Source organism: Micromonospora sp. NPDC050417 (genome assembly GCF_044458865.1).
GTDB lineage: Bacteria > Actinomycetota > Actinomycetes > Mycobacteriales > Micromonosporaceae > Micromonospora_G.
Genome location: NZ_JBITIH010000029.1, coordinates 52,079 through 76,137 on the forward strand (window position 1 = coordinate 52,079; position 24,059 = coordinate 76,137).

Consider the following 24,059-nt stretch of genomic DNA (forward strand, 5'->3'; position numbering starts at 1 on the left):
CGGCTCAGAGCGTCGAGACGTAGAGCTGTGCCTGCTCCACCGCGGCGAGGGTGGCGGAGAGACATTCCTCCAGTTCCTGCGACGCCTGGGTCAGCGATGCCTGCGCGGCACTCACGGTCTCGTGCCCGCTACCCTCCAACGCGCCGGCCAGGGTCTGCTGTGCCTCGGTCAGCTTCTCGCTGGCCGCCTGCACAGCGGTCTGGCCCTCGGTGATCTGCTGGAGGGCGGCATCGATGGCTGCTTTCAGCTCGGCGACGCTCGCCACGACGAACCTCCTGGGGGCGGGCGGAGAGGGTTTTCATTAGAAGGTAATGCCCTTCTGGGGTCAACATATCCGGGTGGGCGGTTCACACCCGGCTGTCCGTTCCGGCGAGGCTTGCGGGTTTTTACGAAGTACGAGGTCGGCCCAGGCGGGCCGGGACGGTGGGCAGCCTTCAGTCGGATCTCCGACAGTCTGCCCGTCAGTTTTCGGGGCGGAGCCAGCGCGGTCCGCGTACCTCCGCTCCCAGCGCGGCCACCCGGGACCGCAGCTCGCGGTCGGCGGTGACGACGACGCAACGCCGCCCCGGTGCCTCCTCCCGGACCAGGTCGACGATCCGGTCGTCGCCGGAACCCGGCGCCGGCACCACCCGGACACGGTCGCGGCCGGGTACGTCCCGGGCCGCCCCCTCGACCACGAGCACCACCTCGATCGGCGCCGGGAGGTCCGGGAGTCCGGTCTCGGTGACCTCCGCCAACGAGTCCCGCAGCCGGGCCGCGGCACCGGCCCGGTCCCGCCACCAGCCGTCCGGGCGGGAACCCATCACGTTGGCGGCGTCCACCACGAGTAGCGGCTCGGCGTCCATGTGCCCAGCCTGCCATCACCGCACGTTTGTCGGGCCGGCCGCCGGGTAGGCCACGCCGACCGTGTCGCGCCCGTTGAGGGGGACCAGAGATGACGCAGCCACCCGGTGACTCCGGCGTTGACCCCTGGGACGAGTTCCTGGCGCGGTACTTCGGACGCGGCGAGGGGCGACGGCCCGCCCACCGGGTGGACATCACCCGGCTGATGACCGCCGACGCCCGGGAGTTGCTCGCGGACGCCGCCCGCCGGGCCGCGTCCGCCTCCAGCAACGACCTCGACACCGACCATCTGCTCTGGGCCGCGTTGCAGCGTGAGCCGCTGCGTGAGCTGGTCCGCCGGGCCGGGGCCGACCCGGACGCACTGGCCGGTGCGCTCGGCGGCCAGCAGCGCCAGGGTGAGCCCGCGCCGCACGGTCAGGTTCCGCCGAACCTCTCGCTGACCCCGGCTGCGAAGCGGGCGCTGCTCGACGCCCACCAGCTCTCCCGGGCCATGGGCGCCTCCTACATCGGGCCGGAGCACATCCTGATGGCTCTGCCGCTCAACCCGGAGTCACCCGCCGGGCGGATGCTCGCGGCCGGTCGGATCCAGCCGCAGGCGTTGCAGAACGCGAACTCCGAACGGTCCGGTGCTGCGGCGCCCAAGCCGGACCGGGGCACCCCGACCCTCGACCAGTACGCCCAGGACCTCACCGACCTGGCCCGCGCCGACGAGATCGACCCGGTCATCGGTCGGGCCGACGAGATCGAACAGGCGGTCGAGATCCTCTCCCGCCGGACCAAGAACAACCCGGTGCTGATCGGTGAGGCCGGCGTCGGCAAGACCGCGATCGTCGAGGGGCTGGCGGAGCGGATCGCCGACGGGGACGTACCACGGACCCTGCTCGGCAAGCGGGTGGTCCAGTTGGACCTGGCTGGTCTGGTCGCCGGCACCCGTTACCGGGGCGACTTCGAGGAGCGGCTGAAGAAGGTCATCGACGAGATCCGGGCCCACGGTGACGAACTCATCGTCTTCCTCGACGAACTGCACACCCTGGTCGGGGCGGGCGGCGCGGGCAGCGAGGGCGGCATGGACGCCAGCAACATGCTCAAGCCCGCGCTGGCCCGGGGCGAGCTACGGGTGGTCGGTGCGACCACACTGAACGAGTACCGGCGGCACATCGAGAAGGACGCGGCACTGGCCCGGCGCTTCCAGCCGGTGCTGGTCCCGGAGCCGTCGGTCGAGGACACGGTGGCGATCCTGCGCGGCCTGCGAGACCGCTACGAGGCACACCACCAGGTGCGGTTCACCGACGAGGCCATGGTCGCCGCCTCCGAACTGGCCGACCGGTACCTGATCGACCGCTTCCTGCCGGACAAGGCGATCGACCTGCTCGACCAGGCTGGGGCCCGGGTACGGCTGCGCACCCGAACGCCGGACAACGACGTACGCGACCTGGAGCGGGAACTGGAGGACCTGCGCCGGGACAAGGAACAGGCGGTCGCCGACGAGCAGTACGAGCGGGCGTCGAAGCTGCGTGACCGGCTCCAGAACGTACAGGAGCGGATCGAGGCGTCCCGGGGTGACAACGGTCAGAACCAGGTTCCCGAGGTACGGCCACAGGAGATCGCCGAGGTGGTCTCCCGGGCCACCGGCATTCCCATCAGCCAGCTCACCGAGGAGGAACGCGACCGGTTGCTCCGGCTGGAGGGGCACCTGCACGAGCGGATCGTCGGCCAGGACGACGCGGTCAACGCGGTGGCCGAGGCGGTGCGGCGGTCCCGTACGGGGCTGGCGGATCCGGACCGTCCGATGGGTAGCTTCCTCTTCCTCGGCCCGACCGGGGTGGGCAAGACCGAACTGGCGAGGGCGCTGGCCGAGGCGTTGTTCGGCGAGTCCGACCGGATGATCCGCCTCGACATGAGCGAGTTCCAGGAGCGACACACGGTCAGCCGGCTGGTCGGCGCCCCGCCCGGGTATGTCGGCTACGAGGAGGCGGGCCAGCTCACCGAGGCGGTACGGCGGCGACCGTACGCGGTGGTCCTGCTCGACGAGATCGAGAAGGCGCACCCCGATGTCTTCAACATCCTGCTCCAGGTTCTCGACGACGGCCGGCTCACCGACAGCCAGGGCCGTACGGTCAACTTCCGCAACACCGTGCTGATCATGACAAGCAACCTCGGTTCGGAACTGATCACCGGCACCCAGCGCAGCGTCGGCTTCGGCGGGGACGGGGCAGAGGACGAGAGCGTCGAGCTGCGGGAGCGGTTGATGCGCCGGCTCCAGGAGCACTTCCGCCCCGAGTTCCTCAACCGGATCGACGAGGTGATCATCTTCCGGCGGTTGGAGAACAAACAACTGCGGCAGATCACCGAGCTGCTGCTTGAGGAGACCAAGCAGCGGCTGCACGCCCAGGACATCGTGGTCGACTTCACGATGCCCGGCGTGGACTGGATCGCCGAGCACGGCTACCAGCCGGAGTTCGGTGCCCGGCCACTGCGCAGGACCATTCAGCGCGAGATCGACAACCGGCTGTCGCGGATGTTGCTGGACGGTTCGCTCTCGCCCGGTCAGCGGGTCACGATCGACACCGCCGACGGCGCGCTCACCTTCGACGTGTCGGACAGTGGCCGGGGCAGCGGCCGTAACCCGACACCGGCGTCGGCGAGCGCCGAGTGAGGACGGACGCCCGGCCGACACCGGCACTGCGGGCGGCATCGGGACAACGGCCGGCACCGGCATCGCGGGCGGCATCGGAGCACCGGGTCAGCCGGCCGGAACCGGGAGCGGACGTGGCCCCCGATCGGGCTAAGAGGATGGCGAGGGGAGTCGGACGTTGAGTCAACCTGAGGAGATCCGGGAGAAGAGCCCGAAGACCGACGCCGTCCTGCATCCGCCGACCGCCAATCCGGACCGGACGCAGCTACGGGACGAGCGGGACCGGCCGGACCGTACGGAGTCCGACCAGGAGACGCCGGACCGGGGCGAGGACGAACCGGCGGGCACGCCGCCGACTTCCCGGAAGGAGCCGTGATGGCCCGCGAGCAGCGCGTTGAGCCCGAGGTCGAGCAGTTGTGGCAGGTCTTCCACGACCGGGTAAACGTCACCTCCGAACAGTTGCGTACCTGGTTGATGACCCAGGGGTCGGGGGAGGAGGCGTTCGGGCCGGGGCCGGATCTCGACCTGCCCCAGCCGGGCCGGCAGATCCTGGCGGTGAAACGCAAGCGCAAGGTCGACCTGACCCCGGACGACATCGACGTGATGCGGGAAACGGTGGACGAGATCGAGGAACTCCTCGACGCCCGTCCCGACGTCGGCCTCTCCGACGAGGGCTGGCGCCGGTCCCTGCTCGACCTCGGGCACGACCCGATGCTCGACCACTAGACCGATCCGGTAGGTGGTTGACACCGCACGTGCCCCGGACGACGTGACGCCGCGCCGGGCGCGCGGTGTCCGGGCCGGGGCGTGTGGCGATTCCCCTGAACGGGACGCGCGGGTTCAGGCACCGCCGATGTCGGGGGCGTCGAAGCCGGCGCCCTCGGCGGCGTCCTGCCGCTCGGTCCGGAACGCCTCCTCACGGGCGAGCAGCGCGGCGTACTCGGCGACGTCCGCGGGGGTCGGCACCTCGGGTGCCCGACGCAGGAACGCCTCCACGTCGCGGGAGGCGGCGGTGTGCGCGGCGGCGATCCGGCGGGCGTTCTCGCGGGCGTCCCCACCGGGGATCAGGTCGGTCATGCCACTACCGGTACCCGGTTCAGGGCGGTTCGCACCTGGTCGGACCGGTAGGACCGATCGTCAGCCGCAACGGTTGCCCACGGCCGGGTGTCGACCGACAGGGGGAGGGGTGGTTCAGCGGGCAGGCATCGGCATCGGTATCGGGGGAAGCTCAAACACCACACATACCGGCGTGTTCGGCTTGTAGTGCTCCACGAGAGCGGCCCGGCCACGGTCCAGGTTCGGGAGGCCGATCTGCACACAACCAAGTCCGGGTTGGGTGCTGATCGTGCTGATCGCAATCCCCCGGTTCTGCCAGTAGGTCATGTCCCCCCGCACGCGGGTTAGCCCGGCTTCCAGGTCGACCGCGCTGTAGGGGACATCCCGCAGCCACAGCCGTTCGGCGGGCACCAGCGTCCGAACTGCGGCATCGAATGCCTCGGACGGTTTGCGGTGCACCAGTAGCCGGTTACCGGGGATGTCGGTCTCCGTGCCCGCGTACACGGCGCGGTACTCGGGGCGTTCGGTGAGTGCCCGCACCCTTCCCGCGTACGCGTTGAGCGCGTCTTGGACCGGGCTCGCCGGCTACTGACCGAGGAGGGGCCTACTGGCCGAGAAGGTGGCGGCCTAACGTGGGCAGCGAGGAGGGGAGCGGCCCGTTACCGCTCCCCTCCTGCTTCCCCTCCCCCTAGTCGGGCGCTGGTCGCCGCCTACGGGTGCCGGGGGGACACCCGGCGGTTACCGGGCCCTGCGGGTGTCGACCGACAAGGGGAAGACGCTGCCCGGGTGGCAACTGTGGGGAAGTGTGCCCCTCGGAGCAAGGTCTACGTGGGGAAGTCGCCCGCGTGTACCTGTGCCACGGTCAATTCGTCGGGCAACGCGGGCTTAGGAGCCCCAGCGAACACGAACCGGGCCGTGTCCCCGGCACCCTCAAGCATGTAGACGCCTTGTCCGCCGGTGATCACGTACTGGCCAGTGTCGACACCGGGCTTGAAGATCCATGGACTCAAAACAGCAGGTACTCTCGTCCGGCGACCAGGAGCGGAGCAAGATCCGGGGCTACAACAGTCGTACTGCCCGTCTGCCGTACCTCCAGCGTCTTCCCCGGCGCGTGTCCCTGTCCCCACGGGGCGGACTCGACTGCAACCGTGGTGACGGTGAACGGCACCTCGTGCAGCACCTCCACCCGAGCCGTGCCGGCTGTCACGCGTACGGCCGTCACGGCCTCCGCCTTGAGTTCCGCGATCGTGTTGTAGTCCTTGATCCGGGACGCGTGCAGTTCTCCCTTCGTCACCGCCGTGGGGGTAGGCGCGGCCGGCGCGGCGGTCGGCTCTGCAACTCCACATGCCGTCATCGCGCCCACCAGCGCCAGCCCTGCAATCAAAATCGGAAACTGCTTCATGGAAAACCCCTCAGCTAGTAGATGTAGTGAATTGCGGCCACGTCGTCAGTCTGAGGGAGGAACTGGCCGCATACATCGTACCGAAATGCGACGGTGTAGTACATGAGGCCGAGTCCGCCGCACGTCGTACCGGGGTGACTCTGATGGAAGATCCCGAGCGCATGTCCCATCTCGTGAGCAAATACGCTTTGTTTCTTGTTCGCCGGGTAGTCGTCCGTGAAGTAAGTATTGAGCATTATTTTCAGCGGCAGATTTTGCCACACCCCCATCACGGAAGTGCAGCTTGGGATTCCGCCGCCTGCGCCTTGTGTGAGTCCAGCCCAATCGGTCTTGCCCCAATAGCTTTGGTCCGCAATGATGTGGATCGGGGACGCGCCGACAAGCTGCATCGTGAGTGGAGTCGCACTGTCCCACGACGCGGCGGCCTCGATTGCCTGCTGGCCGTAAGCGCCGCCGCCGGTCTGGTCGGACCATCGCACCGTGGTCGACGGCATTTTGCAGTTGTGCAACTGGTATTGGATGCCGGGACCGTCCTGTGCCGATGCGGGGGACGGTACGGTGCCGAGCGCCGCGAGCGCGGCGACCAGCGTTAGGACTGTCGCCAACTGGCGACGTATGAGGTTCATCATGGCAGCCACCTTATGAGTCCTCTTCGCGATTAGTCAATAGACATCGATCAATGAATTTGAGTGGCCTCGAATTGGAATTTGGGCAGCAAGTATCGGAGCGGCTGACTGCCACCCGGTAGTCGATGATTGCTATTTAAATGGTGCGGCGGCGCTGCCTTCGCGTGGCGTCGTGCGCGGCGACCCAGCCGAGAATGCGTGAGTGCAGGCCGTGAGGGTCCGGCTGCGTGCCCAGGGGGACTACGACCGCGTCCAGCTCGGCCAAGGCCGTGACGAACTGAGCCCCGAGGTAGAGGTACAGCTCCAGCCTGCGATGGGGGTAGTAGGAGGCGAGCAGGTTGAGCCGGGCGTCCGGGCACGGCCAGGGGCAGGCGTCGACACGGCAGATCCAGAGCGGCCTGAGCACTATGTGCTCATCCAGCTCGGGGATGATCAGGCCGCCGCTCACCGGTCGTCCTCGTGCAGGGGAGCCATGAAGTGTGGTGTGGCGAGGTTGAGCCGATGGTGGTTGGGCATTGCCCGGTGGTGCACCGACAGCTCCAGCTTCTCGCCGTCAGTGCCGTCGTCCAGGACCGCAACGCCGTTCAATCTGATCCACGTGCAGACGAACAGGGCCAGGCGGTCAGGGATGTGGGTGACTCTCATGCGCAGCGGCTGCTTGGGCGTGCCGTCCCGCTCGTAGCCCTCCCACTTGTAGTCCGCCGGCTGGAGATCGAGCACGTGCCCAATCTGGAGGATCATCGCCGCCTCACGCCCGAAACTCACTGTGCGGAATCGCGCGGGCTGCGACAGCCTCGAAGGCTGTCGCGTACATCCGCACAATCTCCGCGTCGGTAAGGAAGTCGACCGTGTGCAACAACCCGTCGTCGTCGTGCTGGAGGACGGCGACCAGATTGTTGTCCAGGAGCCAGTAGTCGACCGTCGGCAGTCGGAGGTCGATCAGGTCGCGCCGGTCGATCCAGGAGACCTTCTCTCCGGCGTCGAGGTTGGGCTGCACGGTGTCGTACTGATACCGCCAGAAGCCGGTGAGCGGCACGCTGACCGCGCGGATGCGGTGCACCAGCGCCTGGCCTGCCACAGCGCGGAGATCCGTGAGCCAGGACTCCCCGGCGGCCTCGGCTTCGGGGTCGGGTCCGTCGCCGTTAACCCAGCGGTCGTAGAAGGTTCGAGCCTGGGCGTACGTGGCACGACTTCCGAGGTGCAGGGCGGAGTGCTGCACCCGCCGGAACAGCCGCCGGAACTCCGAGTTGGGGCCGACCAGGGGGGCACTGGGCGATGTCTGGATGGTCATGAGATCCCTTCGCGCGGCGGAAGTAGGGCGCAGGCGCGCGCCGGCAGTTACCAGCGACCTGTATTCGGCGGCGGCCCTGGGACTCGCATCGAGCGGGCGGATTGACCCGGGGTAAGGCTGCCGGCTCGGCCCGGCCGGCTCACCGGGTAGACGTCCGTGGGGTGGGTCGCCCACGGCGGGGTGGTCGCCTCGGGGTGCCCCTGCTCGACGGTCGTGGTCGGCGGGTAGGTCGACCCAAGCCATGAGATGACCGCCTGCGTGCGACGCACAACAGATCTGACTATGCCCATGTCTGCCTCCCCGGTAGTTGGCCGGCACCCGAGCCGCGCCCCTCCTGGCAGCGACCCGGACACCGGGACTCACTAGGTGTACCGCCAAGAAAAGCTGAGAGCAACGAGTCTCAATGAGATTTACGCAGAAAGATTGACATCCGTACACGCGACGCGGTAGACCTGTCTCGAAAAGGTCGAGCCGACTGTCTCGTTTAGTGCGGGAGGAAAAGTGAGTGAATCCCTGTCTGGGTCGAGCGTCCCCCGGCGACAGTTGGGGCGTCTCCTGAAGCAGGCTCGCGAGCAAGCGGGGATAGCCCTAGACGCCGCCGCCCGCGATCTTGAGTGGTCTCGTGCCCGTATGTACCGCATCGAAGCGGGCTCCACGTCGATTCGATCCCTTGACGTGGCCCAGATGTGTGCCCACTACGGGGTAGCCGACGACATGGCCGAGGCCCTTCGGTCCCTGGCCAAGGAGACCAAGGCCAAGGGCTGGTGGCAGGCGTACGGCGATGCCGTACCGGGTTGGTTCGAGCTTTATGTTGGCCTGGAGGCAGCGGCGGATCGGCTACGCCAGTACGAACCGACCATGATCCCGGGCCTCCTTCAGACCAAGGACTATGCGGCGCGCGTCCTGGGCAGCAACCCGCAACTGTCCGCCGACGAGGCGGCTCAGGCCGTAGCAGTACGCATGGAGCGCCAAGGCATCCTCGACCGGACCCGCCCGGTGCCGCCGTCACTGGAGGTGATTGTCGACGGTCGGGCGTTGCTGGGCGAGCGCGGCACCGGGCAACTCCCTCATCTCGTAGACATGCAGAGCCGCCGTAAGGTCTCGATCAGGGTGATCCCGCCCACAACCCAGGTGGTGTACGCATCGTTGGCTGGGGGGTTTGTCATCCTCGATTTCCCCCGTCTAGGCACTCGACCAGCCGAACCATCGACCGTTTACAGCGAGTCACTGACGGGCGCTCTGTACCTCGACAAGCCAGAAGAAGTCGGGGCGTACGCTGAGGCGTGGCAGACGTTCTCTCGGCAGGCGCTATCCGTGGAGGAGTCCACGGCCTTCATCAAGGATCTGGAGAGCAGTAGCGGTGAGTAACCTTCTAGGCGACGCCGTTTGGCGGAAAAGCAGTCGCAGCGGCGGCACCGGCGGCAACTGCGTTGAGGTCGCCGACAATCTTCCCGGAACCATCCTGGTCCGGGACACCAAGGACCGCGACGGCGGAACGCTGGCCTTCGGGCCGGAGGCGTGGAGCGCCTTCGTCGGGTTCGCGAAGGCGAAGTAGGGCGAAGTAGTCTGTTCGCTCACCCTCTGGCGGGGTATCCAGCAAAAGGCCCCTAGCACACGCTAGGGGCCTTTTGCTCTACCTGAACCCGTCACCGAACAGGGCAGGCCCCAATCGCGCAGTCCTCGTCCACCCCGTCGGCCACGAGCACGGAGGTCGCCGCCTCGTAGCTGGCCTTGCTGATGCGCTCCATCGGGGGCTGCTCCCGGCTGCCGTCGACCATGAGCGTGTTGCCCTTCAGATGAGGCAGCCAGCGCTTGATCGTCTCGGCTACCTCCTCATGCGCCAGGCCGGGCCGGACGTTGACGGTGAACGAGACGGCGTTGTTGGCCCATTCCTGCTGGTAGAGCGCCTGGAACCGCAGATGATCCTCCACGCTCAGCTCGTCGGCGGACTGGACCAGTGCGGTCGCCTCGTCGTAGCTGTAGCCCATCAACCGACTTGATAGCCATGATCTCCAAGGAGAGTAGCAATGAGTGACCGAACCGGTGCCGAGTGGCGCAAGTCCAGCCGGAGCAACGGGTCAGGCGGCGCCTGCGTGGAGGTCGCCGACAACCTGCCCGGCCGGGTCTTGGTGCGTGACACCAAGGATCGCGACGGCGGCACGCTGACCTTCAGCCCGTCCGACTGGTCGGCCTTCGTCGGCCTGGCCCGGACGGGCGTCGGCGCGTCGGGCAACTGACAGCCTCGCCCGTTCGATTCGTACGCAGAAGATCCGACCTGTACGCAGAAGAAGGGCCCCAGCATTGCGCTGGTGCCCTTCTCTCGTCTGGCCTACCGCACGTGGCAGGGCCGGTGGCACAGTCTGGACCTGACCATGAGGTTCAGGGCGGGTCGGCGGGGTTCGGGTGCCACCGCGACCCGCCCTGGACCGGGCGGTGTGCCGTTACGGGTTGGTGATGCCGAGCGAGTAGCTGCCCGAGCCGCTGTACGCGTAGACGTCGTAGCGGTAGTAACCGGCGGTGCCGTTGTACGTGATCGTCTCGTCCGCGCTGGCGCTCTCACCAGCGGCCACGTCGACCCAGGCGCTGCCGTTCCACTTCTGTAGGTAGAGGTCGAAGTCCACGCCGGACGGGCCGTCCAGGCAGCCTCGGTGGGTGCCGGAGACCGTCGACTGGTAGTAGCTGCCGTTCGGCTGGAACTGGCTGTTGCCGCTGGTCACCGAGCCGCTGTAGGTGGCCTCGTAGCCGGTGCAGCCGGTCGGCGGCGGGTCACCGCCACCGCTGCCCGTACGCAGCGTCAGGCCGTAGACCGAAAGGATCTCGTTCACTGGCTGGAAGTAGGTGGTTCCACCGGAGGAGCAGTTCCCGGAGCCGCCGGAGGTGACACCCTGGGCCTGCTGGCCGGAGAGCCAGGAGCCGCCCGAGTCGCCCGGCTCGGCGCAGGCGTTGGTACGGGTCAGGCCGGAGACCGTGCCCTGCGGGTAGGTCACCGACGAGTTCTTCGCCTGTACGGTGCCGCACCGCCAGCCGGTGGTCGACCCGGAGCGGCAGATCGACGCGCCGACCGCAGACTCGGTGGAGCCGGCCACGGTCGTGTTCCCACCGGCGTAGTTGTTCACCCACGGCTGCGGGGTCCAGTTCGCGTTGGTCTGCACCCAGGCGTAGTCGTTGCCCGGGAACGAGGATCCCCGGAAGGTGCCCTGGCTGACCTGGTTGAAGCCCTGGGTGGCGGTGCCGGTGGTGCCACAGTGGCCGGCGGTGACGAAGCCACCGGTCACCGAGAAGCCGACCGAGCACCGGCCGCCGCCCATGTAGAAGGCGTCACCGCCGCGTACGTCGTAGTAGGGGACCGGCGACTCGGTGGTGGGAACCAGCCGTACCGCCGAGGAGTCCACCCCGCTGGCCTTGACGAAGCTGCTCGCCCCGGTGGTGTCTCCCTTCGCCAGCACCACCACGGTGTTGCTCGCGACGTCGACGTACCAGCCGGCGACCGTTGCCGAGGTCGCCTTCGCCGAGATGCGGTCGAGGCCGTTCTTGACCCCGTCCAGTTCGGCCGCGCTGCGGGCGACCACCTTGGCCACGGCGCCGGCCGTGGTGACCCGGGCGGTCAGGGCCGTGTCGGTGACCGCGACCACCAGGTTGCCGCTCTCGGCGTCCACCCAGCCACCGGCGTAGCCCTTGCCGAGTGCCTTACGCAGGTCGGCGTCGGTCCGGCTGGCCTTGTCGTCGCGGACGATCCGCGCCTTCGCCTCGCTGGCCGTCAGACCGAGGTCGCGCTGCATGGCGGCGAGCATCTCCGGGCTCGCGGCGGCGCCGACCGCGCTCGCGGATCCGGTACCGGGGGCCGCGGTAGCGGGTAGGGCCACGGCCGGGACAACACCGGCGGGCAGCAGGATCACCGCTGCCGCTGCGGCGAGTCTTCGCTTCATCCGTTCGTCTCCTTCGGGGGTGTGCCGGATCCGGTCGCGACCAGGGTCGCCGTCGAGCAGGGCGAAACGCGGTGGGCGAGCGGAAACGGGGGTTGCCTCGCCCGACCACGGCGACCGCTGGTGTCGAGCCGGGATGACCGGCGCTGCGGATGGTCCGGTGCACCGCTGACCGGCAATCAGTCCCAGTGCCCGGCGGCGTCACGCCACCAGCTGGGCCTGGATCGAGCGGGGCAGGCCAAACCTAACCGCGACCAATCGACACAGGTATATACCACCTAGCTCATACCGTGACTCGCCACGCAGGCCACCGGCCGTGCGGACCGGTGCACCGGGTCAGGCCGCGGCCATCTGCTGTGGTCCAAAGGCCGGGTTGCGCGCGAGCCAGGCGAGGTAGTCGGGATTGCGGTGGAGCGAGTCGGTGTACGCCGCCACCGCGTGCCCGAGAACCCGGTCGGCGATCCGGGCCGCCGGGGCGTCCGGATGCCAGCCGAGCAGCAGTCGCCAGCGCAGCGGTGCGTCGGCCAGCGGCCGGGTCACCAGACCGGAGAACGGCCGGAAGGTGGCCTGCGCCAGCGCCACCGCCTCGCCCGCGTCCACCAGGTCCAGACAGCCGCGGACGTCGGTCTCGTACATCTTGCGCGGGGTGAACCCGGCACGCGCGCAGGCCGCCGCGAAGCAGTCGCCGAAGCAGCCGTCACCGGGCGCGACCGCCCACTGCTCGTCCCTGAGCATCGCCAGGCTGACCTCGTCGACGGCGGCGAGCGGGTGCGCCTCGGGCAGGACGACGAAGATCGCGTCGACCGCGATCGCCCGCCAGGTCAGCCCGAACTCGGCCGACGGGGTGGCGTCGCCGCAGACCCCGGCCAGCGCGTAGTCGAGTCGCCCGCCGAGCACCATCTGGGCCAGTTCGTCGACGTACCAGGACGCGTACGTGCTGATCTGGGCGTGCGGCTGGTCGGCGGCGAGTCGGTGTACGAGCCGGCCGATGAGCGGGCTGTTCACACCGCCGAACCGGTAACGGCTCAGGGTCGTACCGGTGCCGGCGAGCCGGGCGGCCTCGTCCTGGAGCCCCTTCATCGCCGGCAGCAGCACCCGGGCCCGGGCCAGCACCAGTTCGCCGAGGGCGGTGGGGCGGGCGCCGCGACGGTCCCGCTCGAACAGTGGCCCGCCGAGGGTCCGCTCGATGCGCTGGAGCTGCGCGGTGAGGGCCGGTTGGGCCAGTCCCAGGGCTGAGGCCGCCTTGGTCACGCTGCCAGTCTCCGCGATGGCGCAGACCACCTTCAGGTGTCGCAGCTCCAGGTTCATATCGTGACGGTAGGACTATGACGGGATCTACGGGAAGACCTTCGGTCGGTGAAAGATCCCCCAAACGAAAAGTAAAAAGTAACCGAACGGACACCCAGGACTAACGTGCGGCCCAGAGCAGCCCACGTTCGGTGATGGTACGGACCTCGGGGACGTCGAAGTCGTCCAGCTTGTGGCCGACCGTCGAGACAAAAACCCGCCCTGCGCCCCAGTTCCGGGTCCAGACGGCGGGGAACGTGACCGCCCGGTGCCACGCTGTCCCCGGAGCCGCCCCGGCACCGTCCACACGCGAGGCGGCGTCAGCGGGCTCGGCGTCGAAGGTGACCGTGGCGAGTACGTCGTTGAGGGGATCCGTGAGCACCCAGTATTTCTCGGTGTGCAGCCGGATCGGGCCGATTCCGGCGACCACCGGATGGTCGGCCCGGTCCGGTGCGACGGTCAGTTCATGATGGACGAAGCCGGGCGGGTGGTGCACGAAGACGCCGCCGGTGAGCTGGTGGTAGGTGGTGTGGTGGAAGGCACCCACGATCCCGCCGTGCCAACCGGCGAAACCGGTACCGGCGCGGACCGCCTCGGCCAGACCGTCGGCCTGGGCGTCGGTGATGGTGCCGATCGACCAGCACTGTACGACCAGGTCGGCGGCGGCGAGCCGGGCGGCGTCGGTGTAGACGTCGAGGTCGGAGCAGACCTCGACGGCGAAACCCCGGTCCCGCAGAAACGGGATGAACAGCTCCGTCGCCTGCACCGGAACGTGTCCGTCCCAGCCTCCCCGCACCACGATCGCGTCCCGCACCGCTTACCGTCCCTTCGCCGCCGGCTCCGGCGGCATCCGGGTCAGGGGCGCGTGCCGTCGGGCAGATCATCAAGGTACGTCTGGCGCCCGGTCACCGCATCGCGGACCTTGTCGACCACGCCCACCGCCGGCTCGACGATCCGGTTCCACGGCGGGGTGGTCGGGGTGTCCGGGTGCGGTCGCGTCGGTGCCGCCTCCTCGGCGATCTGCACCCGGTTGCCGAGCCGGATCAGGTCGGCCTCGCTCGCCACCGTACGGAGCGCGGGGAAGATCTCGCTCGTCGCCGCCCGGGTGTGCCGGGTCACCTGCTCGGTGACCTGGGCCACGGCCTCGTCGTACCCCGGGTCGCCGGCCGTCGCGGCGGAGAGTTCGCGCAACGCGTGCAGCAGTGCGGCGTCCGCGGCGATCTCCCGGTCCGCTACGGCCGCCCCCTCCGGCAGGGCGCTGCGCACGCTCGGGTAGAGGTACTGCTCCTCGCCGGAGAGGTGCCGGGTGACGGTCGCGACGAGGACCTCGGCCACCCGGTGCCGCTGGTCGACGGGGAGGGCCGGATCGGCCAGCTCCCGGCAGAGGGTGCCGATCCGAGCGTGCTCCTCGGTGAGCAGGTCGACGATGCTGAGTCCGCCGGGCCGGTAGTGATCGTCGTCGACGCCAGCGGTCGGCGGCAGCGGGGGAAGGGGCAGGCTCACGTCGGTCCTCCTGCAAACTGGCAGCCGTTCGACGGCTGGTATCTGGTCGACGGATAGTCAGGACGGCGGATGGGGGAACGCCAGCGGCGATACCCGTACCCGGGCCCGGCCAAACGCGGCGGTCTATCTCCCGGTCGCCGGTGCCCACCGTGAGCGGCCCGCGTGTCGGGTCGGAGTGGGTCGAGCTGACCGGGCGCCCGGCCGGCTCTGGTATGAAGAACCGCATGACCAGCCATGCCGCTCCCAGCCATCCCAGCGCCACCGACGAGGTCGTCGACATCTGCCGTGACCTGCTGCGCATCGACACCAGCAACACCGGGGACAACGCCACCAGTGCCGGCGAACGGGTTGCCGCCGAGTACGTGGCCGCCCAGCTCGCCGAGGTCGGCGTCGCCTCGGAGCTGCGTGAGTCCGCACCGGGGCGGACCAGCCTGGTGGCGAGGATCCCGGGCACCGACCCGAGCCGGGGTGCGCTGCTGGTGCACGGCCACCTCGACGTGGTCCCGGCCGACGCGAGCGAGTGGTCGGTGCACCCGTTCGGCGGTGAGCTGCGCGACGGTTACCTCTGGGGCCGGGGTGCGATCGACATGAAGGACTTCGACGCCATGGTGCTGGCGGTGGTCCGCCAGTGGCAGCGCACCGGCGTACGCCCACCCCGGGACATCGTGCTCGCCTTCACCGCCGACGAGGAGGCCGGCGGCGACTACGGCGCGCATTTCCTGGTCGAACAGCACCGGGAGCTTTTCGACGGCTGCACCGAGGCGATCGGCGAGGTCGGCGGCTTCTCCTACTCGGTCAGCGACGACCAGCGGCTCTACCTGATCGAGACGGCGGAAAAGGGGCTGGACTGGCTGCGCCTGCACGCCAAGGGTCGGCCCGGCCACGGGTCGATGATCCACGACGACAACGCGGTGACCGCGCTGGCCGAGGCGGTGGCGCGGGTCGGCCAGCACCGGTTCCCGGTGGTGCTGACCCCGACCGTGCGGACCTTCCTGGAGCAGGTCTCCGACCTGCTCGGGATCGAGTTCGACCCGGAGAACCCGGAGGCGACGATCGCCAAGCTGGGCCCGATCGCGAGCATCGTCGGCGCGACCATCCGCAACACCGCCAACCCGACCCGGCTCGACGCCGGCTACAAGGACAACGTGATCCCGGGGCGGGCGACCGCGACGATCGACTGCCGGAGTCTGCCGGGCCAGTCGGAGGTGCTGCTGGAGCAGTTGCGCCAGGTGATCGGTCCGGACATCGAGATCGAGTACATCCACCGCCAGCCGGCCGTGGAAACCAGTTTCGACGGCGACCTGGTCGATGCGATGGCGGCGGCGCTGCGGGCCGAGGACCCGGGTGCCCGGCCGGTGCCGTACATGCTCTCGGGCGGCACCGACGCCAAGGCGTTCCAGCGACTGGGAATCCGTTGCTTCGGGTTCGCTCCGCTGCGTCTGCCGGCCGACCTGAACTTCAGCGCGTTGTTCCATGGCATTGACGAGCGGGTCCCGGTGGACGGACTACAGTTCGGCGTGCGGGTGCTCGACCGGTTCCTGCGCGGTTCCTGAGCCGCCTCGGACCAGCTCGTACCCCCACGTGCCGCGGGTGCACCCTGTCGCCCGCGTTATGCCACCTCGAAGGGAAAGCCACACCATGACCGACCAGCACGCCGAGCTGGACGCCGCCCTGGAGCGGGTCATCGAGACCGCCCGGGCCCACCTCGCCGCGGTCAAGGCCGCTGAGGGCCGGATCGACGACGACGACGTCTGGAAGGCGTACGTCGCTCTCAACAACGCCTCGTTCGAGTACGACGAGCGGCTGCTCGACGCGTTCGGCGAGGTCACTCCCTGGGACGTGGAGTCGATCGACCCGAACGAGGCCGACGAGCGGTTCGGCGTCGGGCTCGGTGGGGTGGACGGCGCCGAGCCGACCGACCCGCATCCCCGGGTGCTCTCGGTCCGCCAGCGCCGGGACTACCGGGTGCCGAGCGTCGCCGCCCTGATCCGGGTGGCCGAGGCCGCCCGCCGTGCCGCCGCCGCCGAGGACGAGGAGTCCGAGCCGGTCGAGGGGGTCGGCGAGGCGGTCCTGGAGTTGCTCCAGAGCGGTGACGGCTCGCTCGGCGCGCTGGACATCCCGGAGTTGGAGCCGCTGGACGGTCTGGTGGTCGTCAGCGAGGTCGCGGTGCCGCTGGACCTGGAGTCGTTCGACGATGACGACAGCGCCGGGCCGTTCCAGCCGGACCCCGAGGACCAGCTCGTCGGCCGGCTCGACGAGCACCCGTTCCTCCCGGCCGACGGCGACCACGACCACGAGCCGTCGGCCCGATAGTCCCGAATCAGTAGGAGAGGCCCGGTTGCGACGTCTGGGCGAGGCGGCGACGCAGCACCACCTGCCGCGTCCCGTCCCGGAACAGTCGCACCCGGGCCAACTCCCAGCCGGAGAACTCCGCCTGGATCGCGAGCTGCGCCGCAGCCGTCACCCGATCGACGTTCGGTGGCAATCGCAGCGGTGCGTATTCGTAGTCCATGCCCCTATCCTGCCCACGGGGCCGTGAGAGACACCAGTCCTTGAGATCGGCCACACCTCCCGGTCAGCCGTCCCGCTCCGGGTAGCCGACCGGCACCGCCGACACGTCGTCCAGCGCTCGGGCGATCTCCGCCGGCAGGGTCATCCGTTCGACCTGGAGGGCGCCGAGCAGTTGGCCGACCGTACGGGCGCCCAGGATCGGGGCGACCACGCCGGGACGGTCACGTACCCAGGCCAGGGCAACTTCGAGGGGGGAGACGCCCAGGCCGCCCGCGGCGGTGGCGACCGCCTCGACGATGCTGGAGCACCGGGGTTCCAGGTAGCTGGCGACAAAGCGCTCGAAGTGCGGCGAGGCCGCCCGGGAGTCGGCCGGTCGGCCGTGCCGGTACTTGCCGGTCAGCACGCCGCGTCCGAGTGGGGACCACGGCAGCAGCCCCAGGCCGAGGTCGGCGCAGGCGGGCAGCACCTCCCGCTCGATGCCCCGTTCCAGCAGCGAGTACTCCATCTGGGCGGCCACCACCGGCGCCCGGCCGGGGAACGCCGCCTGCCAGGTAGCGGCCCGCGCTGTCTGCCAGCCGGAGAAGTTCGACACCCCGACGTAGCGGACCCGGCCACTGTTCACCGCGTGGTCCAGGGCGGCGAGGGTCTCCTCTAGGGGAGTGTCCGGGTCGTACCCGTGCACCTGCCACAGGTCGACGTGGTCGGTGCCCAACCGTCGCAACGAGGCGTCCAGCGTACGCAGCAGGTGGCCCCGGGAGCCGTCCCGACGGCGGCCCGAACCCGGCCGCAGTCCCGCCTTGGTGGCGATCAGGAGGTCGTCGCGCGGCACCAGGGTGCCGATCAACGCACCGATCACCGACTCGGCGTCGCCGTCGGAATACACGTCCGCGGTGTCGACCAGATTCCCGCCGGCATCGAGAAAGCTCTTCAGTTGCGCGGCCGCGTCATCGGCGTCGGTGTCCCGACCCCAGGTCATGGTGCCGAGCGCGAGCCGCGAAACCGCCAGCCCGCTTCGGCCGAGCGGTCGCTGTTGCATGGGTGAACCTTATTCAGAACATCGCCCCACCGATATCCTCGCTCCCGCTGTTGTGTGTCGTGCCGCGCAATTCGGACCTGCACAGAGGCTCCGCTGACGGCCTTCTGACACCCGTACGCTGTTCCCGACGGCGCGTTGGTGCCGCCGTGCCCGCACCGACGGCGATCGTTGCGTACCCTGATGCGACTTGACCCGCGGATGGGGGAGGAACCAGTGCGACTCGGGCTCAGCCTCGGATACCAGACGGCGTGGAGCACGCCGGCCGATCATCTGCTCCTGGCCCAGGAGGCGGACCGGCTCGGCTACTCCGTGGTCTGGGCGGCCGAGGCGTACGGCTCGGACTCGCCGAGCATGCTCGCCTGGATGGCGGGGCAGACACAGCGGATCGACCTGGGAGCGGCGGTGATGCAGATCCCGGCGCGTACCCCGGCGGCGACCGCCATGACCGCGGCGACGATCGACACCCTCTCCGGCGGCCGGTTCCGCCTCGGCCTCGGCGTCTCCGGTCCGCAGGTCTCCGAGGGCTGGCACGGGGTGCGGTTCGCCAAGCCGTTGGCCCGGACCCGGGAGTACGTCGACATCGTCAAGTTGGCGCTCGGCCGCAAGCAGGTCGAGTACGACGGCGCCCACTACCGGTTGCCGCTGCCCGACGGCCCGGGCAAGGCGCTGCGGCTCGGTTTCCATCCGCACCGCGACCAGATTCCGATCTACCTCGCCGCGGTCGGCCCGAGGAATCTGGAGCTCGCCGGTGAGATCGCCGACGGTTGGTTGGCGATCTTCTTCGCGCCGGAGTTCGCGGCCGAGCAGTTGAACGCGGTCTCCGCCGGGCGGGCCAAGGCCGACAAGGAACTGGCCGGCTTCGACGTGGTGCCGAGCGTGCCGCTGGTCCTCGGCGACGACGTCGGCGCCGCGGCCGACCTGGTCCGCTGGTACGCCGCGCTGTACGTCGGCGGGATGGGCAGCCGGGAACAGAACTTCTACAACCAGCTCGCCACCCGGATGGGGTACGGCGACGCCGCCCGTGAGGTGCAGGAGCTCTACCTGGCGAAGCGTCAGCGGGACGCCGCAGCCGCCGTGCCGCTGGAGTTCATCGACCGCACCTCGCTGCTCGGCCCGAAGGAGCGGATCGCCGACCGGATGCGCGAGTACGCCGCCGCCGGGGTGACCACCCTGTCGCTGACGCTCTTCGTCGCGGACGTCGAGAGCGGGGTACGCGCCCTGCGGGCCGGCGCCGAGGCCCTCGAACTCTCGGGGGTGGGCGAGTGACGGCGCGGCAACCGGGGCGGCGGTGATCGGATGAGCTGGATCGAGGCGATCGTGCTCGGCATCGTGCAGGGACTCACCGAGTTCCTGCCGGTGAGTTCGTCGGCACACCTGCGGATCACTTCGGCGATCTTCTTCGACCAGGACGCCGGGGCCTCGTTCACCGCGGTGACCCAGCTCGGCACCGAGGCAGCGGTGTTGCTCTACTTCGCCAAGGACATCTGGCGGATCACCCGGACCTGGGTGGTCGGGATCTGGGACAGCTCGGTACGCGGCGAGCTGGACTACCGGATGGGCTGGTACGTCATCGTCGGCTCGATCCCGATCGGCGTGTTCGGGCTCGTGTTCGCCGACCAGATCCGGACCGCCGCGCGGAACCTGTGGCTGGTCGCCGCAGTGTTGATCATCTTCGCCTTCGTGCTGGCCTTCGCCGAGTACTGGGGCCGGCAGACCCGTACGATCAGGGACTTCACCATGCGTGACGGCGTGGTGATGGGTCTCGCCCAGGCCGCCGCGCTGGTTCCCGGGGTGTCCCGGTCCGGTGGCACGCTCACCGCCGGGCTCTTCCTCAACCTGACCCGCGAGGCGGCGGCCCGCTACTCGTTCCTGCTCGCCATCCCGGCGGTGGTGATGTCCGGGCTGTTCAGCATCCCGGACGTCTTCGACAACAGCGGGGACGGCTCCATCCCGACGCCCGCCCAGATGGTGGTCGCCACCCTGATCGCCTTCGCCGTCGGGTACGTCTCCATCGCCTGGCTCCTGCGGTATGTCGCGCACCACACCCTGTACGCCTTCGTGCTCTACCGGGTCGCCCTGGGCAGCCTGGTCCTGGCCCTTTTGATCACCGGCACCATCAGCGCCACCTGACCCCGGCCGGCGGGCACCCCCGTAGGGTAGGGCTCGTGACAACCCTCCTACTCCTACGCCACGGTCGGACCACCGCGAACGCCAGCGGAGGGCTCGCCGGTCGCCAGCCGGTGGAGCTGGACGAGACCGGCCGGGCGCAGGCGGTCGGCGCCGGCGCCCGGCTCCGTACGCTCCCGCTCGCGGCCGTCGTCAGCAGCCCGCTCATCCGCTGCCGGCAGACGCTGGAACTCGCCCTGCCGGAGGTGCCGCCCACCATCGAGGAAGACCTGACCGAGTGCGGGTACGGCGAGTGGGAGGGGCAGCCGCTCAAGAAGCTGGCCAAGGATCCACTGTGGCCGGTGGTTCAGCAGCACCCCAGCTCGGTGGTGTTCCCGGGCGGGGAGGCGATGGCGGCGATGGCGACCCGGGCGGTTTCGGCGGTACGCCGATGGGACGCCCGGATCAGCGCCGAGCACGGGCCGGAGGCGATCTGGTTGGCGTGCAGCCACGGCGATGTGATCAAGGCCATCGTCGCGGATGCGCTCGGCGTACACCTTGATCTTTTTCAGCGGATCGTCGCGGACCCGGCGTCGGTGACGGCGATCCGCTACACCCCGACCCGGCCGTTCGTGCTCCGTCTCAACGACACCGCGGGCGACCTGGGTAACCTGGTTCCACCCCGGCGCCCCCGCCGTCGCCGGCCCCGTCCGGCGGACTCCGACGCGGCGGTCGGCGGAGGCGCGGGCAGCGGTGAAGCAGGGCTGGAGCGGTGAGCCCACAGCGGTCCCTACCAGGGACGGAGCCCTCGGACTCCGAGGTGTGCCCGGGGCGGGCGGCGATTCGGGTCGGTGCGCTGCGCGACGCCGAATCGGGCCGGATAGGGTCGTAGGTATGACCCATCAGGTGCACGCCTTCGAGCCGCCAGAGCGGTTCGTCGCTGGGACCGTGGGCGCGCCGGGAGAGCGCACGTTCTTCCTCCAGGCGCGAGGCGGCGGCCGGGTGGTCAGCGTGGCACTGGAGAAGGTCCAGGTGTCGTTGCTGGCCGAAAAGTTGGAAGAACTGCTGACCGAGGCACAGCGTCGCTTCGGGGTCGAGTTGCCCGACGCGGTGCTCACCAGTTCCGACAACGACCCGCTCGACAACCCGGTCGACGAGGAGTTCCGCGTCGGCACCCTGGGCCTGGCCTTCGACGTCGACACCGCCACCGTGGTCATCGAGGCGATCGCCGCCGGTGAGACCGAGGCCGAGGTGGAACTCGGCGACCCGGACGAGGCCGACGAGACCGACGACGAGGACGAAGAGCCCGACGACGACCTCGACCGGCTGCGGGTGCGGCTGACCCCGCAGGCGGCGCGGGAGTTCATCGAGCGTGCCCGCCGGGTGGTGGCCGCTGGACGGCCGCCGTGCCCGCTCTGCGGTCAACCCCTCGACCCCGCAGGTCACCTCTGCCCCCGCCACAACGGCTACCGCCGCTGATGGTCGTGATCGTGCACCCGGTGACCGGTCCGACGCCGGCCCGGACCGGCCGGCCCCGGACGACGGTCGCCGGGGCGGTGCTCGGCTCCCCGCTGTCGGCCAGCCGTTCCGGTCGGTCGCGGTGACCTCGTCCGACGTGCAGCCCGTGCTCGACGAGAACGACGCGCTCCGGCTGCTGCGGGGTGGTGAGTTCGAGTTGGAAGGCCGGCTGACCGACGCGTCCAACACCACCCTGCGCGGCTTCCTGACCCTCGACGGGGTGACCGCACGCTGCGTCTACAAGCCGATCCGGGGCGAACGCCCGCTCTGGGACTTCCCGGACGGGACACTGGCCGGCCGCGAGGTGAGCGCCTACCTGGTCTCCCGGGCGACCGGCTGGGACGTGGTCCCGCCTACGGTGCTGCGCGACGGGCCGTTCGGCCCCGGCGCCTGCCAGCTCTGGATCGACGAACCGGAGGACGGCGAACCCCTGGTCGGGTTCGTGCCGGCGGAGAGCCTGCCGCCACGGTGGTTCCGGGTCGCCGCCGCCGAGGACGACGACGGACTGCCGTACGCGCTCGCGCACGCCGACGACCCCCGGTTGGCCCGGATGGTGGTCTTCGACGCAGTGATCAACAACGCCGACCGCAAGGGCGGTCACGTGCTGACCGGGCCGGACGACCGGATCTACGGCGTGGACCACGGTGTCTGTTTCCACGTCGAGGGCAAGCTGCGTACGGTGCTCTGGGGTTGGGCCCGCCGGGACCTGCCGCCGGACGCGATCGAGGTGCTCAGCCAGCTCGCCGCCAACCTGGTCGGGCCTCTCGGCGAGGAGTTGTCCGAGCACCTGACCATCAGCGAGGTCGCGGAGGTGTCGGCCCGGGTCAATCTCCTGCTGGAGACCGGCCGTTTCCCGGTCCCGTCCGAGGACTGGCCGGCTATCCCCTGGCCGCCGATCTGATCTCGGCGTGCGCCACCCGTACCTGACCACTGTCGCATCGATCACCTCAGGCTGTCCCGACGACGGGCGGCGGGCTGGTTAGGCTGGCCGTCATGGACGCATGGACGGGGCATCAGGTGCCACGGCTGCCGGGAACCGGTCAGCCTTTGGCGTTGTACGACTCGGCGCGCGGCGCCGTTCACCCGAACCGCCCCACAGGCGCGGCGACGATGTACGTGTGCGGGATCACCCCCTACGACGCGACCCATCTGGGGCACGCCGCCACCATGATCACTTTTGACCTGGTGCAGCGGATGTGGCGGGACAACGGGCACGAGGTGCGTTACGTCCAGAACGTCACCGACATCGACGACCCGCTGCTGGAACGGGCCGCGCGCGACGGCGAGGACTGGGTCGTGCTGGCGATGCGGGAGACGGCGCTGTTCCGCGAGGACATGGAGGCGCTGCGGATGATCCCGCCAGCGCACTACGTCGGCGCGGTCGAGTCCATCCCGGCGATCGTCGCCAAGGTCCGCACCCTGGTCGAGGAGGGGGCCGCGTACCGGCTGGACGACGGCACCGGCGACATCTACTTCGACATCTCCGCCACGCCCCGGTTCGGCTACGAGTCGAACCTCTCCCGGGAGCAGATGCTCACCCTCTCCGCAGAACGAGGCGGCGACCCGGGCCGACCCGGCAAGCGCGACCCGCTCGACCCGCTGCTCTGGCGCGGGGCACGCGAGGGCGAGCCGGCCTGGGACGGCGACTCCCTCGGGCCGGGCCGACCCGGTTGGCACATCGAGTGCGCCTCGATCGCGCTGGACCTGCTCGGAGCGACCATCGACGTCCAGGGCGGCGGCAACGACCTGCTCTTCCCGCACCACGAGTGCTCCGCCGCGCACGCCGAGCGGTTGACTGGTCAGGCGCCCTTCGCCCAGCACTACGTACACGCCGGCATGATCGGCCTGGACGGCGAGAAGATGTCGAAGTCCAAGGGGAACCTGGTCTTCGTCTCCCGGCTCCGTGCCGACCACGTGGACCCGATGGCGCTGCGGCTGGGTCTGGTCGCCAACCACTACCGCTCGGACCGGACCTGGACCGACGAGGTGCTCAAGACCGCGCAACAGCGGCTGGCCCGGTGGCGTGAGGCCGCCGCGTACGCCGCCGGGCCGTCCGGGGGTGAACTGCTCGCCGACGTACGGGCCCGGCTCGCCGACGACCTCGACACCCCGGGGGCGCTGGCGGTGCTGGACGCCTGGGCCGACGCCACGCTGACCGGTGACAACACCGACCCGGCCGCCCCGGCCCTCTTCGCCGACACCGTCGACGCCCTCCTCGGCATCCGCCTGTAAGGAAGGGCCCCTTGTTATCGCCTCGGGTTCTAGGGATCGTTGCAACGCCTGATCGTGTCAGGGGTTGTGATGTTCGAGGTTCGCAGCGAT

30 protein-coding genes are annotated in these 24,059 nt (G+C 69.8%); 14 read left to right on the forward strand and 16 right to left on the reverse strand.

The features are described 5' to 3' along the window. Positions 1-4 precede the first annotated feature (4 nt). Both ACIBF5_RS28975 and ACIBF5_RS28980 read right to left on the reverse strand, forming a co-directional pair. Positions 5-265 carry a hypothetical protein gene (locus ACIBF5_RS28975; RefSeq protein ID WP_121160520.1) on the reverse strand — a complete coding sequence of 87 codons (261 nt, stop codon included), beginning with the start codon at positions 263-265 and terminating at the stop codon, positions 5-7. Positions 266-461: 196 nt separating this feature from the next. Next, positions 462-845: a hypothetical protein gene (locus ACIBF5_RS28980; RefSeq protein WP_396816071.1), complete on the reverse strand. Its 384-nt coding sequence runs from the start codon at positions 843-845 to the stop codon at positions 462-464. Positions 846-934: 89 nt separating this feature from the next. On the opposite strand from ACIBF5_RS28980, the gene ACIBF5_RS28985 reads away from it, so the two are divergent. From ACIBF5_RS28985 to ACIBF5_RS28995, 3 genes are all read left to right on the forward strand, one after another. Next, positions 935-3,499: an ATP-dependent Clp protease ATP-binding subunit gene (locus ACIBF5_RS28985; protein WP_396816072.1), complete on the forward strand. Its 2,565-nt coding sequence runs from the start codon at positions 935-937 to the stop codon at positions 3,497-3,499. A 157-nt stretch (positions 3,500-3,656) separates the two neighbouring features. Then, positions 3,657-3,854, forward strand: a complete 198-nt coding sequence (locus ACIBF5_RS28990; protein WP_396816074.1) for a hypothetical protein — start codon at positions 3,657-3,659, stop codon at positions 3,852-3,854. After that, positions 3,854-4,204, forward strand: coding sequence for a DUF3140 domain-containing protein (locus ACIBF5_RS28995; protein WP_396816075.1), 351 nt, complete (start codon positions 3,854-3,856; stop codon positions 4,202-4,204). The genes ACIBF5_RS28990 and ACIBF5_RS28995 overlap by 1 nt, the downstream gene beginning before the upstream one ends. 114 nt (positions 4,205-4,318) lie before the next feature. Here ACIBF5_RS28995 and ACIBF5_RS29000 read toward each other — a convergent pair whose 3' ends face one another. The 7 genes from ACIBF5_RS29000 to ACIBF5_RS29030 all read right to left on the reverse strand — a co-directional run bounded on the left by ACIBF5_RS29000 (position 4,319) and on the right by ACIBF5_RS29030 (position 7,853). After that, positions 4,319-4,555, reverse strand: a complete 237-nt coding sequence (locus ACIBF5_RS29000; RefSeq protein ID WP_121160525.1) for a hypothetical protein — start codon at positions 4,553-4,555, stop codon at positions 4,319-4,321. Between the two features lie 114 nt (positions 4,556-4,669). Beyond that, the gene (locus ACIBF5_RS29005) at positions 4,670-5,074 is read right to left on the reverse strand and encodes a hypothetical protein (protein WP_396816076.1); all 405 of its coding nucleotides are present in this window, start codon (positions 5,072-5,074) and stop codon (positions 4,670-4,672) included. A gap of 466 nt (positions 5,075-5,540) precedes the next feature. Then, the gene (locus ACIBF5_RS29010) at positions 5,541-5,828 is read right to left on the reverse strand and encodes a hypothetical protein (RefSeq protein WP_396816078.1); all 288 of its coding nucleotides are present in this window, start codon (positions 5,826-5,828) and stop codon (positions 5,541-5,543) included. Positions 5,829-5,950: 122 nt separating this feature from the next. Next, positions 5,951-6,565 carry a matrixin family metalloprotease gene (locus tag ACIBF5_RS29015; RefSeq protein ID WP_396816079.1) on the reverse strand — a complete coding sequence of 205 codons (615 nt, stop codon included), beginning with the start codon at positions 6,563-6,565 and terminating at the stop codon, positions 5,951-5,953. A gap of 133 nt (positions 6,566-6,698) precedes the next feature. Continuing rightward, positions 6,699-7,010, reverse strand: a complete 312-nt coding sequence (locus tag ACIBF5_RS29020) for a hypothetical protein (protein ID WP_396816080.1) — start codon at positions 7,008-7,010, stop codon at positions 6,699-6,701. Beyond that, positions 7,007-7,303 carry a hypothetical protein gene (locus ACIBF5_RS29025; protein ID WP_396816081.1) on the reverse strand — a complete coding sequence of 99 codons (297 nt, stop codon included), beginning with the start codon at positions 7,301-7,303 and terminating at the stop codon, positions 7,007-7,009. Before ACIBF5_RS29025 ends, ACIBF5_RS29020 begins: the two co-directional genes overlap by 4 nt. Before the next feature lie 7 nt (positions 7,304-7,310). Then, entirely contained in the window at positions 7,311-7,853 is a 543-nt protein-coding gene (locus ACIBF5_RS29030) for a DUF6879 family protein (protein WP_396816082.1), read from the reverse strand. Between the two features lie 501 nt (positions 7,854-8,354). On the opposite strand from ACIBF5_RS29030, the gene ACIBF5_RS29035 reads away from it, so the two are divergent. Both ACIBF5_RS29035 and ACIBF5_RS29040 read left to right on the forward strand, forming a co-directional pair. Next, positions 8,355-9,221: a helix-turn-helix domain-containing protein gene (locus tag ACIBF5_RS29035; RefSeq protein WP_396816083.1), complete on the forward strand. Its 867-nt coding sequence runs from the start codon at positions 8,355-8,357 to the stop codon at positions 9,219-9,221. Beyond that, positions 9,214-9,408: a DUF397 domain-containing protein gene (locus tag ACIBF5_RS29040; RefSeq protein ID WP_396816084.1), complete on the forward strand. Its 195-nt coding sequence runs from the start codon at positions 9,214-9,216 to the stop codon at positions 9,406-9,408. Before ACIBF5_RS29035 ends, ACIBF5_RS29040 begins: the two co-directional genes overlap by 8 nt. A gap of 91 nt (positions 9,409-9,499) precedes the next feature. On the opposite strand, the gene ACIBF5_RS29045 is transcribed toward ACIBF5_RS29040, so the two are convergent. Then, positions 9,500-9,841, reverse strand: a complete 342-nt coding sequence (locus ACIBF5_RS29045) for a hypothetical protein (protein ID WP_396816085.1) — start codon at positions 9,839-9,841, stop codon at positions 9,500-9,502. Between the two features lie 39 nt (positions 9,842-9,880). Between ACIBF5_RS29045 and ACIBF5_RS29050 the strand changes: the two genes are divergently transcribed. After that, positions 9,881-10,090 (forward strand): DUF397 domain-containing protein, encoded by a 210-nt coding sequence (locus ACIBF5_RS29050; RefSeq protein WP_396816086.1) that lies wholly within the window; start codon positions 9,881-9,883, stop codon positions 10,088-10,090. A 204-nt stretch (positions 10,091-10,294) separates the two neighbouring features. On the opposite strand, the gene ACIBF5_RS29055 is transcribed toward ACIBF5_RS29050, so the two are convergent. The 4 genes from ACIBF5_RS29055 to ACIBF5_RS29070 form a co-directional block, all read right to left on the reverse strand. After that, positions 10,295-11,779, reverse strand: a complete 1,485-nt coding sequence (locus ACIBF5_RS29055) for a S1 family peptidase (protein ID WP_396816087.1) — start codon at positions 11,777-11,779, stop codon at positions 10,295-10,297. Positions 11,780-12,112: 333 nt separating this feature from the next. Then, positions 12,113-13,084, reverse strand: a complete 972-nt coding sequence (locus ACIBF5_RS29060; protein ID WP_396816088.1) for a LysR family transcriptional regulator — start codon at positions 13,082-13,084, stop codon at positions 12,113-12,115. Positions 13,085-13,184: 100 nt separating this feature from the next. Further along, positions 13,185-13,877, reverse strand: a complete 693-nt coding sequence (locus ACIBF5_RS29065; protein ID WP_396816089.1) for a ThuA domain-containing protein — start codon at positions 13,875-13,877, stop codon at positions 13,185-13,187. Between the two features lie 41 nt (positions 13,878-13,918). After that, the gene (locus tag ACIBF5_RS29070; RefSeq protein WP_396816092.1) at positions 13,919-14,566 is read right to left on the reverse strand and encodes a hemerythrin domain-containing protein; all 648 of its coding nucleotides are present in this window, start codon (positions 14,564-14,566) and stop codon (positions 13,919-13,921) included. A 224-nt stretch (positions 14,567-14,790) separates the two neighbouring features. Here ACIBF5_RS29070 and ACIBF5_RS29075 point away from each other — a divergent pair, with 224 nt between their 5' ends. Both ACIBF5_RS29075 and ACIBF5_RS29080 read left to right on the forward strand, forming a co-directional pair. Next, on the forward strand, positions 14,791-16,119 hold the full coding sequence (locus tag ACIBF5_RS29075; protein WP_396816104.1) for a M20/M25/M40 family metallo-hydrolase: 1,329 nt from the start codon (positions 14,791-14,793) through the stop codon (positions 16,117-16,119). 85 nt (positions 16,120-16,204) lie between these two features. Next, positions 16,205-16,879: a hypothetical protein gene (locus ACIBF5_RS29080; protein ID WP_396816093.1), complete on the forward strand. Its 675-nt coding sequence runs from the start codon at positions 16,205-16,207 to the stop codon at positions 16,877-16,879. Between the two features lie 7 nt (positions 16,880-16,886). Here the strand turns inward: ACIBF5_RS29080 and ACIBF5_RS29085 are convergent, their stop codons facing one another. Then, positions 16,887-17,078, reverse strand: coding sequence for a DUF5703 family protein (locus tag ACIBF5_RS29085; RefSeq protein ID WP_121160531.1), 192 nt, complete (start codon positions 17,076-17,078; stop codon positions 16,887-16,889). Between the two features lie 63 nt (positions 17,079-17,141). Then, positions 17,142-18,113: an aldo/keto reductase gene (locus tag ACIBF5_RS29090; RefSeq protein ID WP_121160532.1), complete on the reverse strand. Its 972-nt coding sequence runs from the start codon at positions 18,111-18,113 to the stop codon at positions 17,142-17,144. A 213-nt stretch (positions 18,114-18,326) separates the two neighbouring features. Between ACIBF5_RS29090 and ACIBF5_RS29095 the strand changes: the two genes are divergently transcribed. The 6 genes from ACIBF5_RS29095 to mshC all read left to right on the forward strand — a co-directional run bounded on the left by ACIBF5_RS29095 (position 18,327) and on the right by mshC (position 23,969). Next, on the forward strand, positions 18,327-19,379 hold the full coding sequence (locus ACIBF5_RS29095; RefSeq protein WP_396816105.1) for an LLM class F420-dependent oxidoreductase: 1,053 nt from the start codon (positions 18,327-18,329) through the stop codon (positions 19,377-19,379). A 30-nt stretch (positions 19,380-19,409) separates the two neighbouring features. Continuing rightward, the gene (locus ACIBF5_RS29100) at positions 19,410-20,243 is read left to right on the forward strand and encodes an undecaprenyl-diphosphate phosphatase (RefSeq protein WP_396816095.1); all 834 of its coding nucleotides are present in this window, start codon (positions 19,410-19,412) and stop codon (positions 20,241-20,243) included. Positions 20,244-20,278: 35 nt separating this feature from the next. After that, on the forward strand, positions 20,279-20,995 hold the full coding sequence (locus tag ACIBF5_RS29105) for a histidine phosphatase family protein (RefSeq protein ID WP_396816096.1): 717 nt from the start codon (positions 20,279-20,281) through the stop codon (positions 20,993-20,995). 118 nt (positions 20,996-21,113) lie between these two features. Beyond that, the gene (locus ACIBF5_RS29110; protein ID WP_396816097.1) at positions 21,114-21,698 is read left to right on the forward strand and encodes a DUF3090 domain-containing protein; all 585 of its coding nucleotides are present in this window, start codon (positions 21,114-21,116) and stop codon (positions 21,696-21,698) included. A gap of 121 nt (positions 21,699-21,819) precedes the next feature. Further along, positions 21,820-22,638 carry an SCO1664 family protein gene (locus ACIBF5_RS29115; protein ID WP_396816098.1) on the forward strand — a complete coding sequence of 273 codons (819 nt, stop codon included), beginning with the start codon at positions 21,820-21,822 and terminating at the stop codon, positions 22,636-22,638. Positions 22,639-22,730: 92 nt separating this feature from the next. Next, complete coding sequence (mshC, locus tag ACIBF5_RS29120; protein ID WP_396816099.1) at positions 22,731-23,969, forward strand: cysteine--1-D-myo-inosityl 2-amino-2-deoxy-alpha-D-glucopyranoside ligase; 1,239 nt, start codon at positions 22,731-22,733, stop codon at positions 23,967-23,969. Positions 23,970-24,059 lie beyond the last annotated feature (90 nt).